Annotated in this window: 15 protein-coding genes and 1 pseudogene; 11 read left to right on the forward strand and 5 right to left on the reverse strand. The window is 22.5% G+C overall.

Annotation, left to right across the window (positions count from 1 at the left end; genetic code table 11):
* The first annotated feature begins 24 nt into the window (after positions 1 to 24).
* The 4 genes from murA (at position 25) to cgtA (ending at position 3,058) form a co-directional block, all read left to right on the forward strand.
* Complete coding sequence (murA, locus tag AB4W67_RS01870) at positions 25 to 1,278, forward strand: UDP-N-acetylglucosamine 1-carboxyvinyltransferase (protein ID WP_367682357.1); 1,254 nt, start codon at positions 25 to 27, stop codon at positions 1,276 to 1,278.
* 87 nt (positions 1,279 to 1,365) lie between these two features.
* Positions 1,366 to 1,689: a 50S ribosomal protein L21 gene (rplU, locus tag AB4W67_RS01875; protein WP_367682358.1), complete on the forward strand. Its 324-nt coding sequence runs from the start codon at positions 1,366 to 1,368 to the stop codon at positions 1,687 to 1,689.
* Between the two features lie 2 nt (positions 1,690 to 1,691).
* Complete coding sequence (rpmA, locus tag AB4W67_RS01880; RefSeq protein ID WP_367682359.1) at positions 1,692 to 1,946, forward strand: 50S ribosomal protein L27; 255 nt, start codon at positions 1,692 to 1,694, stop codon at positions 1,944 to 1,946.
* Between the two features lie 98 nt (positions 1,947 to 2,044).
* Complete coding sequence (gene cgtA, locus AB4W67_RS01885; RefSeq protein ID WP_367682360.1) at positions 2,045 to 3,058, forward strand: Obg family GTPase CgtA; 1,014 nt, start codon at positions 2,045 to 2,047, stop codon at positions 3,056 to 3,058.
* A gap of 98 nt (positions 3,059 to 3,156) precedes the next feature.
* Here cgtA and rpsI read toward each other — a convergent pair whose 3' ends face one another.
* Together rpsI and rplM are read right to left on the reverse strand one after the other, a co-directional pair.
* Positions 3,157 to 3,549 carry a 30S ribosomal protein S9 gene (rpsI, locus tag AB4W67_RS01890; protein ID WP_367682800.1) on the reverse strand — a complete coding sequence of 131 codons (393 nt, stop codon included), beginning with the start codon at positions 3,547 to 3,549 and terminating at the stop codon, positions 3,157 to 3,159.
* A gap of 21 nt (positions 3,550 to 3,570) precedes the next feature.
* A complete protein-coding gene (gene rplM, locus AB4W67_RS01895) occupies positions 3,571 to 3,999 on the reverse strand; it encodes a 50S ribosomal protein L13 (protein ID WP_367682361.1) in 429 nt (142 codons plus the stop codon).
* A 328-nt stretch (positions 4,000 to 4,327) separates the two neighbouring features.
* Between rplM and AB4W67_RS01900 the strand changes: the two genes are divergently transcribed.
* The 6 genes and pseudogenes from AB4W67_RS01900 to rplS all read left to right on the forward strand — a co-directional run bounded on the left by AB4W67_RS01900 (position 4,328) and on the right by rplS (position 8,914).
* Complete coding sequence (locus AB4W67_RS01900) at positions 4,328 to 5,455, forward strand: chorismate mutase (protein ID WP_367682362.1); 1,128 nt, start codon at positions 4,328 to 4,330, stop codon at positions 5,453 to 5,455.
* Positions 5,456 to 5,552: 97 nt separating this feature from the next.
* Positions 5,553 to 6,899, forward strand: coding sequence for a signal recognition particle protein (gene ffh / locus AB4W67_RS01905; protein WP_367682363.1), 1,347 nt, complete (start codon positions 5,553 to 5,555; stop codon positions 6,897 to 6,899).
* A 77-nt stretch (positions 6,900 to 6,976) separates the two neighbouring features.
* The gene (gene rpsP, locus AB4W67_RS01910; protein WP_367682364.1) at positions 6,977 to 7,234 is read left to right on the forward strand and encodes a 30S ribosomal protein S16; all 258 of its coding nucleotides are present in this window, start codon (positions 6,977 to 6,979) and stop codon (positions 7,232 to 7,234) included.
* Positions 7,235 to 7,278: 44 nt separating this feature from the next.
* Positions 7,279 to 7,767, forward strand: coding sequence for a ribosome maturation factor RimM (gene rimM / locus AB4W67_RS01915; protein ID WP_367682801.1), 489 nt, complete (start codon positions 7,279 to 7,281; stop codon positions 7,765 to 7,767).
* Positions 7,768 to 8,525, forward strand: a pseudogene (trmD, locus tag AB4W67_RS01920) (tRNA (guanosine(37)-N1)-methyltransferase TrmD).
* A gap of 41 nt (positions 8,526 to 8,566) precedes the next feature.
* Positions 8,567 to 8,914 (forward strand): 50S ribosomal protein L19, encoded by a 348-nt coding sequence (rplS, locus tag AB4W67_RS01925; protein ID WP_367682365.1) that lies wholly within the window; start codon positions 8,567 to 8,569, stop codon positions 8,912 to 8,914.
* Between the two features lie 74 nt (positions 8,915 to 8,988).
* Here the strand turns inward: rplS and tldD are convergent, their stop codons facing one another.
* Positions 8,989 to 10,446, reverse strand: a complete 1,458-nt coding sequence (gene tldD / locus AB4W67_RS01930; RefSeq protein ID WP_367682366.1) for a metalloprotease TldD — start codon at positions 10,444 to 10,446, stop codon at positions 8,989 to 8,991.
* A gap of 165 nt (positions 10,447 to 10,611) precedes the next feature.
* On the opposite strand from tldD, the gene aroQ reads away from it, so the two are divergent.
* Positions 10,612 to 11,055: a type II 3-dehydroquinate dehydratase gene (aroQ, locus tag AB4W67_RS01935; RefSeq protein ID WP_367682367.1), complete on the forward strand. Its 444-nt coding sequence runs from the start codon at positions 10,612 to 10,614 to the stop codon at positions 11,053 to 11,055.
* A gap of 67 nt (positions 11,056 to 11,122) precedes the next feature.
* Here the strand turns inward: aroQ and fis are convergent, their stop codons facing one another.
* Both fis and rluD read right to left on the reverse strand, forming a co-directional pair.
* Entirely contained in the window at positions 11,123 to 11,422 is a 300-nt protein-coding gene (gene fis / locus AB4W67_RS01940; protein WP_367682368.1) for a DNA-binding transcriptional regulator Fis, read from the reverse strand.
* A 57-nt stretch (positions 11,423 to 11,479) separates the two neighbouring features.
* On the reverse strand, positions 11,480 to 12,430 hold the full coding sequence (gene rluD, locus AB4W67_RS01945; protein ID WP_367682369.1) for a 23S rRNA pseudouridine(1911/1915/1917) synthase RluD: 951 nt from the start codon (positions 12,428 to 12,430) through the stop codon (positions 11,480 to 11,482).
* Positions 12,431 to 12,501: the final 71 nt, after the last annotated feature.

The following is a 12,501-nucleotide window of genomic DNA, read 5'->3' on the forward strand; positions in this document are numbered from 1 at the left end:
AATAAAAAAGAGACTCCATAATGAATGAAGAAATTATATATAGAAGGTAATAAAAAATTAATTGGAAATGTTTTAATTTCTGGCTCTAAAAATGCTGCATTACCTATTTTATTTATGACAATATTAACAAAAGAAAAAATTAAAATTGGTAATATACCAAAATTAACAGATATTAAAATAGCTATTAAATTACTTAAATCATTAGGCGCAGAAATAATATATCAAAATAAATTTTTATATATTAATCCAGGTTTAATTAATATTTATTCTCCTCCGTATAAATTAATTAAAAAAATAAGAGCATCTATATGGATGCTAGCTCCTTTATTAATACGTTTTGGAAAAACCAAAATGTTTTTTCCAGGAGGATGTAAAATAGGTACTAGACCAATTAATCTTCATTTAAATGGATTAATAAAATTAGGTGCTAAAATTATCAAGAAAGAAAATTCTATTCTTGCTTATATTGATAAACCTCTTAGAGGTCAATATATTTGTATGGAAAAAATTAGTGTAGGTGCAACAATTACCATTATGAGTGCTGCAACTTTAGCAAGAGGAATAACTACAATTGAAAACGCTGCTAAAGAGCCAGAAATTATTGATATTGCAAAATTCTTAAATACTCTAGGTGCTAATATTATTGGTGCTGGAAGTAATAAGATATACATTAAAGGCGTTTTAAAGCTTAATGGTGGTGAGCATCAAATTATACCAGATAGAATTGAAACAGGTACATTTTTAATAGCTGCAGCTATCTCAAAAGGATTTATTACATGTCAAAATACAGAACCAAAGCATTTAAAAAATGTATTAAAAAAACTATCTCAAACTGGAGCTATTATAAAAACTGGAAAAAATTGGATTAAACTAGATATGAGAAATAAAATACCTAAATCTATAAATATTTCAACATCTCCATATCCAGGATTCCCTACTGATATGCAACCACAGTTTACTTTACTTAATAGTATAGCTCAAGGTAAAAGTATTGTTATAGAAAATATATTCGAAAATCGATTTGGATATGTTAAAGAATTAATTAAAATGGGAGCTCAAATAGAAATTAAAAAAAATTATATTACCTGTCAAGGTGTATCAAACTTATTTTCAAAAAATATTTTTTCTACAGATTTAAGAGGTTCAGCAACATTAGTATTAGCTGGTTGTATTGCAAAAGGAAACACAATAGTAAATAATATTTATCATCTTAAAAGAGGATATGCATCTTTTGAAAAAAAATTAAATAAATTAGGTGCAAATATTCAATACTTATAATATTTTATAATATTAGTATTATTTAACCAAATTTAATTTAGATAAAAATATTAATATTTAAAACAACTAAAATAGTTGGAGTTTTATATGTATGCAGTTTTCATAAGCGGTGGAAAACAATATCGGGTAAAAAAAAATCAAATAATTCAATTAGAAAAACTAAATTATCCTACTGGTTCAATAATTGAGTTAAAAAATATTTTAATGATCTCTAATAACAATGAAATAAAAATTGGAAATCCTTATGTAATTGGAAGTACAATTAAAGCTTGTATTAAAAACCATGGTAGATTAAAAAAAATTAAAATAATTAAATTTAATCGTCGAAAACATTATAAAAAACAACAAGGTCATCGTCAATATTTTACAAATATAAAAATTGTAGATATTTATAACCATGTAGAGAAATAAAAATGGCACATAAAAAAGCTGGTGGTTCTACAAGAAATGGAAGAGATTCTAATGCTCAAAGATTAGGCGTAAAACGTTTTGGAGGTGAATTAGTATCAGCAGGTAGCATTATTGTAAGACAAAGAGGTACTAAATTTCATCCTGGAAAAAATGTAGGTTGCGGAAAAGATCATACAATTTTTGCAATTAAAAAAGGAAAAATAGAATTTAAAAAAAGAGGTATAAAAAAAAGAACATATATAAATATTATTAATTAAAAAATCAATATTTTCTAAAAACCCCTTATTTTAGGGGTATTATTTTCTTTTAAAAAAATATTTAAAATAAATATATTTAAAAATAAAGGAACAAAAAAATGAAATTTATTGATCAAGTTATTATTCAAGTTATTGCAGGTAATGGAGGTGATGGATGTGTAAATTTTAGAAGAGAAAAATATATTCCTAAAGGAGGTCCAGATGGAGGAGACGGAGGAGATGGTGGAAATGTCTGGATAAAATCTAATAATAATTTAAACACTCTTGTTGATTTTAGATTTAAAAAAATATTTAAAGCTAAAAATGGAGAAAACGGATCTAAAAAAAATTGTTCTGGAAAAAAAGGAGATGATATTACAATATATGTACCTATTGGAACTAAAGTTATTAACTATCAAACACGTGAATTAATATGTGATTTAATTAAAAATAAACAAAAAGTACTTATCGCGAAAGGGGGATGGCATGGATTAGGAAATACTCGATTTAAATCTTCAACAAACAGAACACCAAAAAAAAGAACATTAGGATCAATAGGTGAAAAAAGAAAAATACAATTAGAACTTTTATTAATTGCTGATGTAGGTACATTAGGTATGCCAAATGCTGGTAAATCAACTTTTGTACAAAATATATCTAATGCAAAAACAAAAATATCAGATTATCCATTTACTACATTATATCCTATTTTAGGTAGTGTTTCTATTAAAAATAAAAAATTTATTATAGCAGATATTCCAGGTATAATTTTAGGCGCATCTAAAGGAATAGGATTAGGAATACATTTTTTAAAACATTTAGAACGTTGTAAAATATTACTTCATATAGTAGATATACATCCTAGAGATAATTCTAATCCAATAGACAATATCAAAATTGTATTATCCGAATTAAAAAAATACAGTAAAAACTTATATAAAAAACCACAATTATTAATTTTAAATAAAATTGATTTAATAAATATTGAAAAAATAAAAAAAATTACAAAAGAAATAAAAAGTAAATTAAATATAAAAAAACCATACTATTTAATTTCTTCATTAGAAAAAAAAGGAATAAAAAAATTATGTTCTGATATTACAGATCATTTAAAAAGTACACATTTTACATAATTTTTTTAAAATTAAATTATGAATAATATAACAATTTATAAAAGAACTCGGTTAATCAGAAAAACCAAGTTCTTTAGATAAAATTTCATACTACATTTTTAACGTTTAGAAAATTGTATGCGTTTTCTAGATTTTCGAAAACCTACTTTTTTACGTTCTACTTTTCTTGAATCTCGTGTAACAAATCCTGATTTTCTTAATTCACTACGTAAAGATTGGTTATAATCAATTAAAGCACGAGTAATACCTTGACGAATTGCACCAGCTTGTCCAGAAATACCTCCTCCTTTTACTGTTATATAAATATCAAAATTATTTATCATACTTGTTAAAGCTAAAGGTTGACAAACAATCATACAAGAAGTTTCTCGTCCAAAATATTCATTTAACAAACGTTTATTAACTATAATTTTACCTTTTCCAGGTCTAAGAAACACTCTAGCAGAAGAACTTTTACGACGTCCAGTTCCATAATTTTGAATTTTCATTATATATTTTTAAAACACCTTTTTTTAAATATTTAAAAATTTAGGAAATTGTGCTATATGATCATGATTTTCATCAGAAAAAACTTTTAATTTCTTAAACATTAAACGACCTAATGGACCTTTAGGTAACATTCCTTTGACTGCAATTTCAATAATCCTTTTAGGATTTTTTATCATCATTTCTTTAAACTTAAATTCTTTTATTCCACCTATATAACCTGTATGATGATGGTACAGTTTGTTATTTTTTTTTGTACCCGTAACTAATATTTTAGAAGCATTTAAGACTATAATATAATCCCCTGTATCAAGATGAGGCGTATATTCCGGTTTATGTTTACCTCTTAAATATAAAGATAAAACACTAGCTAATCTTCCTAATATTTTATTAGTAGCATCAACATAAAACCAATTACGTTTTATATTTTTTGCTTTTATTGAAAAAGTTTTCATAAAAAATAACTCTCTTTAAAATAGTATATATAAAGAATACTATTATTATAATTAATAAGATACAGTAAATACTATACTTGTTATACTTAATAAAAAAAATATTTTTTGAAAGAAATTACTTAATTTTAATTGAACAAAAGATTATTTTTCAATATATTTAAATAAATATTAATAAATAATATTTTTTTATTTAAAACAAAAAATTTCAGTATAAAAAAAGTATGTTATATAATTTATCATTATTTTTATATCTAAAAATTAATATTAATTAAGCAAAATATTCTATTTTGAAATTAACATATCAAATATTTTATAGGTAAGATAAATTATGCAGTCTAAAAAAAATTTATTACATTTTCGAAGTGAAATTAATAATATTGATAATAAAATAGTTACATTATTAGCACAAAGAAAAAAATTAGTATTATATATTGCAGAGTCTAAAATAAAAAATAATCAACCTATACGTGATATAGATCGAGAAAAAAAATTATTATCTCAACTAATTAATTTAGCAAAAAAGAAAAATTTAAATTCTGATTATATAAAACGGATATTTTATTTAATTATTGAAGAATCTATATTGACTCAAGAAACATTTTTAAAAAAAAATAAAAATAATAAAAATATTTTTTCATTTCTTGGTCCCCAAGGATCTTATTCCCATATAGCTACATGCAAATATGCAAAATATAATTTAAAAAAATTTACTGAAAAATCATGTTTAAACTTTCAAGAAGTTGTAAAATCTGTAGAAAATAATAAATCAAATTATGCTATCTTACCAATAGAAAATAATTGTTCAGGACCAATTAATGAAGTTTTTTATACTTTAAAAAATATAAATTTATTTATTGTTGGAGAAATTAATATACATATAAATCATTGTTTATTAGGTATAAAAAAAATTGAATTAAATACATTAAAAACAATATATAGTCATCAACAACCATTTAAACAATGTAGTAACTTTATTAATAAATTCCCACATTGGAAAATTAAATATATTAATAGTACTACTGAAGCCATGAAAACAGTCATCAAAAAAAACAAAAATAATAATGCAGCTATAGGAAGTAAAATAGGTAGTAAAATTTATGGATTAAAAATTTTACATGAAAATATATCAAATAAAATTAATAATATAACAAGGTTTATTTGTTTATCTAAAACACCTTCCAAAATTCTTTCAAATATAAAAGTAAAAACAACATTATTATTTATTTTAGAAAAAGAATCAAAAAAAATAGATGATATAATTTTAAAATTTAAACAAAAACAAATTTCTATAAAAATATTAGTTTTTAAAAATAAAACAGAAAAAATATTTTATTTTGATGTTGAAGAACATATATCATCAAATATTATACAAAAAACTTTTAAAAAAATTCAAAAAATAACTAATTTTGTAAAAATATTAGGTTGTTATCCTGTTCAAAATACAAAAATATCTTAATAATATATTTTCTTAATATATATCAAAAAATTTTTATAATTTAATAATCAATTTTAATATTTAATATCTTTTAATATTTGTTAAAATGAGTAAAAATATGTTTATTAGCTTAGCAGAACGTCTTTCAAAAAGTTTTCGTAATATTATTAATAAAGGGAGACTTACAGAAGAAAATATTAAAGATACAATAAGAGAAGTAAGAAAATCATTATTAGAAGCTGACGTTGCATTACCAGTAATAAAAAATTTTATAAAAAATGTTACAGAGCAATCAATTGGATATAAAATTAATAAAAGTTTAACTCCTGGTCAAGAATTTATAAAAATTGTAAGAAATGAACTTATTTTAGCTATGGGTGAAAAAAACCATTGTTTAAATTTATCTACATATCCACCTGCTATAATATTAGTAGTTGGTTTACAAGGAACTGGAAAAACTACTACAATAGCAAAAATAGCAAAATGGATAAAAGAAAAATATAAAAAAAAAATACTTATGACATCTGTTGATGTATATCGTGCTGCTGCCATAAAACAACTAGAAATTTTATCTAATCAAATTAATATTGATTTTTATTCATCCAATATAAATCAAAAACCAATTATTATTACAAAAAATGCAATTCAACATGCTAAATTAAAACTATATGATATCTTATTGATTGATACAGCTGGTCGTTTACATATTGATAAAAACATGATGAATGAAATAAAAGAAATTCAAAATGTATCTAAAGCGATTGAAACATTATTAATTGTAGATTCTATGATGGGACAAGATGCTGTAAACATGGCGAAAAAATTTAATCAATATTTATCTATATCAGGTATTATATTAACAAAAACTGATAGTGATTCTAGAAGCGGAATTGCACTATCTATGCGCTATATTACAGGAAAACCTATTAAATTTATAGGAACAGGAGAAAAATTAACAAATTTAGAAAAATTTCATCCAGAAAGAATAGCAGATCAAATTTTAGGTATGAATAAAACTATATCTATAATTAAAGATATTGAAGAAAAAATTAATCAATCTCAGGTTAAAAATTTAACCAAAAAACTTAAACAAGGATATGATTTTAACTTAAACGATTTTTTAATACAAATAAAAGAAATGAAAAAAATAGGAGGATTAAATTATTTTATAGATAAATTTTCAAATAATAAAATAATATCTAATAATTCATTATTAGAAAATGATGAAAACGCATTAAATAGAATTGAAGCAATAATATATTCCATGACACCTAAAGAAAGAAAAAATCCAATAATTATTAGAGGATCTAGAAAACGAAGAATTGCATTAGGATCTGGAACAAAAATTCAAGATATAAATAAATTATTAAAAAATTTTAATGATATAAAAAAAATTATGAAAAAAATTAAAAATGGAGGAATTAGTAAAATAATTCGTAATATAAAAAATATATTACCTAGATAATTTTAAAATATATAATATATTTATGTAAATAAGTTTATATTTGTAAAATAATTCTTTATTTTAAATAAGAGGATAATATGATAAAAATTAGATTAGCTCGATATGGAAATAAAAAACGACCGTTTTATAAAATAGTAGCAGCAGATAGCCGTTTTCCTCGAGATGGTCGTTTTATTGAACAATTAGGATATTTTGATCCTTCATCTAAAAATATAATTACTTCTATAAAATTAAATATTAGTCGTATTGAGTATTGGAAAAAACACGGAGCACAAATTTCAGAACGCTCGAAAAAACTTATCAAAACATTTAAAAAAAATGAGAAAACATTATAAATATTAAATTAAAAAAACCAATTAATCCTATTTTATCTGGAAAAATAGGAAAAGCTTATGGAATATTAGGTTGGTTAAATTTTTTTTCTTTTACTGAAAATAAAAAAAAAATATTTAATTATTTTCCATGGTTTATTTTAAAAAATAAAACATGGGAAATTATTTTTTTAAATAAATGGAAAACACATAATAATAATTTTATTATTCAAATAAATAATATTATAGATCGTACTACTGCAAGTAAATGGACTAATATACATATTTTTATAGATCAAAGTACATTACCTATACTTAAAAAAAATGAATACTATTGGAATGATATTATTCAATGTAAAATATTTAATACAAAAAAAAAATATTTAGGTATAGTTATTCATTTAATACGAACTAAATATAATGATGTACTTATAATAAAAAATAATTTAGAAAAAAAAAATATATTAATTCCATTTGTTGTTCAAAAAATAATTAAACATATAGACACTCAAAAAAAAATAATCATAGTAGAATGGAATGAAAAATATGATTCATAAATTAAAAAAAAAGATAATGAAATAATAATATCATGTTGTATTATTACAATATTCCCAGAAATGTTTAATGCAATTAATCATTATGGAATAACTGGAAAAGCCATTCAAAAAAAAAAATTGATCTAAAATATTTAAATTTAAGAGAATTTTCTAAAAATAAATATAAATCTATAGATGATCGTCCTTATGGAGGAGGACCAGGAATGTTAATAAGTTTAGAACCATTGTGGTTAGCAATTAAACATGCAAAATCTTTACTAAAAGATGCAACAGTGATCTACTTATCGCCACAAGGAAAAAAATTTAAACAAAATAAAATTTTAGAATTAATTAAAAAGAAAAAAATTATTTTTATATGTGGTAGATACAGAGGAATAGATCAAAGAATTATTGATTGCTTAATAAATGAAGAATGGTCAATAGGTGATTATATACTTACTGGCGGAGAATTAGCTGCAATGGTAATAATAGATGCTATTGCTCGATTTATTCCTGGAGTTATTACAAAAAAATCAATAAAAGAAGAATCGTTATATAATGATTTACTTGATTATCCAAATTACACAAGACCCAAAAATATTTATAACATGAGAGTTCCAAAAATTTTACTTTCTGGTGATCATGAAAAAATTCGTTTATGGCGTCTAAAAAAATCTATAGAAAAAACTTTAGAAAAAAGACCAGATTTATTATTAAAAAAAAACTTAAATCAAGAAGAAAAAAAAATTTTAAATCAACTTAAAAAACTAAAAAAATAAAAATATTTTATAAATATATAAATAATTTATAGAGATTAAAAATGAATAATATAATTCAAGAAATTGAAAAAGAACAACTTAAAAAAAATATACCTCATTTTCAACCCGGAGATACAATAGAAGTAAAAGTATGGGTAATAGAAGGTACCAAAAAACGTTTACAATCTTTTGAAGGAGCTGTAATTGCATTAAAAAACCGATCCTTAAATTCATCATTTACTGTCCGAAAAATTTCAAACGGAGAAGCTGTAGAACGAGTCTTTCAAACTCACTCTTATAATATTGAAAATATTATTATTAAAAGAAAAGGACTAGTTAGAAAAGCAAAGCTATACTATTTAAGAAAACGTACTGGAAAGTCTGCAAGAATTAAAGAAAAAATTAAATAAATATTTTTTTAGAATAATTAATATGCAGTCATGACGTTATTCTTGACTGCACTAATATTTATTATTTTTAAAAATTAATAATCTGTTCCACCTACAGTTAATTCATCTATTTTAATAGTTGGTTGACCTATACCAACAGGAATATTTTGACCTTCCTTACCACATATACCCATTCCTTCAGCCATTTTTAAATCATTTCCTACCATAGAAATTTTTTTCATAACTTCTAATCCAGATCCTATTAAAGTAGTATTTTTAATTGGAGTTGATATCTTACCATTCTTTATTAAATATGCTTCAGAAGTAGAAAAAACAAACTGTCCAGAAGTAATATCTACTTGACCTCCTGAAAAATTAACAGCATAAATACCATAATTAATACTTTTAATAATATCTTCTAATTTAAAATTCCTAGATAACATATATGTATTTGTCATTCTTGGTATTGGTAAATATGAATAAGATTGACGACGACCATTTCCAGTTGGTTCATATCCCATAAGACGTGCATTAAGCTTATCTTGCATATATTTTTTTAAAATTCCATCTTCAATTAGTATATTATATTGTCCTGAAACTCCTTCATCATCAATATTTAATGATCCACGTTGATTTTTTATTGTCCCATCATCAATTATAGTGCATAACTCTGAAGCTACCTTTTGACCAATCATATTAGAAAAAACTGAAGTACCTTTTCTATTAAAATCACCTTCTAAACCATGTCCTACAGCTTCATGTAATAAAACTCCAGGTCCACCTGATCCTAAAACAACAGGGAAAGTTCCAGAAGGAGCTTCTTTTGCAGATAAATTTAATAAAGCTATTCGGACAGCTTCTTTAGTCCAATAATCAATTCTAATGTCTTCAAAATAATCATCTTTACTTAAAAAAAAACTATAATTAGTTCGACCTCCACCTCCGCTTTTCCCGTATTCTCGATGATTTTTGTCTTCTACTAAAACATTTACTGAAAAACCAACCATAGGTCTAATATCTGTAGAAAAATTTCCATCAGTAGATACAATTAAAACTTTTTCATAAGACCCATTTAAAGTAGCACTAACTTCAACTACACGATGATCAAGACTACGTGCAATATGATCTACTCTATAAAGTAAATCAATTTTTTCACTAGAACTAAATTTTTCTAATGGATTTAAAATATCATAAAAATTATTTTTCTTTTGTTCTATAAAATTCTTTTTTTTTGTTTTTTTATCTTGATAATCAATTATGCTTTTAGCTATTTTTGCACTTTTTCTTATTGAATCGATTGATATTTGATCTGTATAAGAAAAACCAGTTTTTTCACCTGAAATCGCTCGAATACCAACTCCTTGATCTAAATGATAAGAACCTTCTTTAATAATTCGTTTTTCTAAAGACCAGGATTCATAAATATGTGATTGAAAATATAAATCTCCATAATCTAAATTATTAACAGAAACTTCTTCTAATATTGTTAAAATATCTTCACGATTTATTTTATTTGAAGTTAATAAAGATTCAGTAACTAATTCCAATGTCATTTGAACTCACTTAATAAAAAATAATATTATATATATTATAAAATAATATTATAAAATATAAATAACAAATAAAAAATATTTTTTATAAAATATTTATAATTTTATTAATTTATTATAAAATAAAGTTAAATATTTCTTTATTTAATTTTTATTACTGAGAATAATATGGAAAATAAAAAAAATGTTTTATTAATTAATGGACCTAATTTAAATCTATTGGGCTTAAGAGAACCAAATATATATGGAAAAAACAATTTATCAGATTTAATTGAAAAACTAAAAAAAAAAGCAAAAAAATTAAATATATCATTAAGTCATATACAATCTAATGCAGAATATTTATTAATTGAGAAAATACATTTGTCTAAAAAAAACAATATTGATTATATTATAATAAATCCTGCAGCTTTTACTCATACTAGTATAGCAATAAGAGATGCTTTAATTGCAGTCTCTATACCATTTATTGAAGTTCATATTTCTAATATTTATAATAGAGAAGACTTTCGTTCTCATTCATGGTTCTCTGATATTTCTAATGGTGTGATTTCAGGATTAGGAATATATGGATATTATTGTGCATTAAAAACTATTTCTAAAAGATTATAAAAATATATAAATTATTTGCACCTTCTTGTAGATAAAAAAAATTTATAGAAAGTGCAATTAAAAAAAATTAATTCATACTATATTTTTTTAATTTTTTTCTTAAAGTACTTCGATTTATACCCATTATAAAAGCTGCTTTTGTTTGATTTCCACGCGTATACTGCATAATAACATCTAATAAAATTTTTTCAAATTCAGATAATACTAATGAGTATAAATTATTAATATTTTTAGTATTATCTAAAACTGATAAATAGTTCTCTAAAGATTTTTTAATTAATAAACCTATTGGTTTATTTATAATTTTATTTTGATTATCTTTAGTATAATCAAGTAAAAGTTTCATATCTATAAAATTTTCTGACATAAAATTATCAACTCTTTAAACTTTTTTATATATTTAAAATAAATTTATAAAAATTTTTTATAATTTTGTATTTAAATTTAAAATAAGACTCTTCATATCTAGAGGTAAATCAATTTCCCAACTCATTAATTTATTAGTAATTGGATGTAAAAATTCAAGATAATGTGCATGTAATGCCTGACGAGAAAAAATTATTTTTTCATAAAAACATTTTTTTTTAAAATATCTATTAGAATAATTAATTCCTCCATATACAGGATCCCCTAATAACGGATATTTAATATATTCCATATGAACACGAATTTGATGTGTACGACCTGTTTCTAATTGTAATAAAATATGTGTATAAAATTTAAAACGATGAATAATTTTATAATGCGTAATAGCAGGTTTTCCTAACGGATTAACTACCATACGGATTCTTTTACAAGGATGTCGCATTATAGGATAATTAATAGTACCACCAGAAATCATATTACCCTTAACAATAGCTTGATATTTACGAATAATTTTTTTATTTTTTAATAATTTAACTAAAAAATAATACGAAAAAATTGTTTTTGCAATAATCATCAATCCACTTGTATTTTTATCCAATCGATGAACAATACCACAACGTGGTAAATATTTACTATTTTTATAACGATATAATAATGCATTTAAAACTGTTCCATTATTATTTCCTGCTCCGGGATGAACTATTAAACCAGAAGATTTATTTATAACTAGTAAATGATTATCTTCATAAATAATATTTAAAAAAATATTTTCTGGCGAATCAAATGTTTTTTTTTGATCAATTGGATAAATAGTAATTTTTTCACCGCCTAGTAATTTTTTATTAGGTTTGTTTTCTATTTTTCCATTAACATATACATGATCCATAAGAATCCAATTTTTTAAACAAGATCGAGAATATTGTATAAAGATATTAGAAATTATTTGATCTAATCTTTTTCCTTTAGTATTAGTATAAGGCGCTAATACATTTAATTCTTTTATTTTCAATAAAAAATCCTTATCATTTTTTTTATTTAATCTAAATCTTTAATTAGTATAAAATATGATATTCTATATAA

Source organism: Buchnera aphidicola (Protaphis terricola), from assembly GCF_964059145.1.
Lineage (GTDB): Bacteria > Pseudomonadota > Gammaproteobacteria > Enterobacterales > Enterobacteriaceae > Buchnera > Buchnera aphidicola_BP.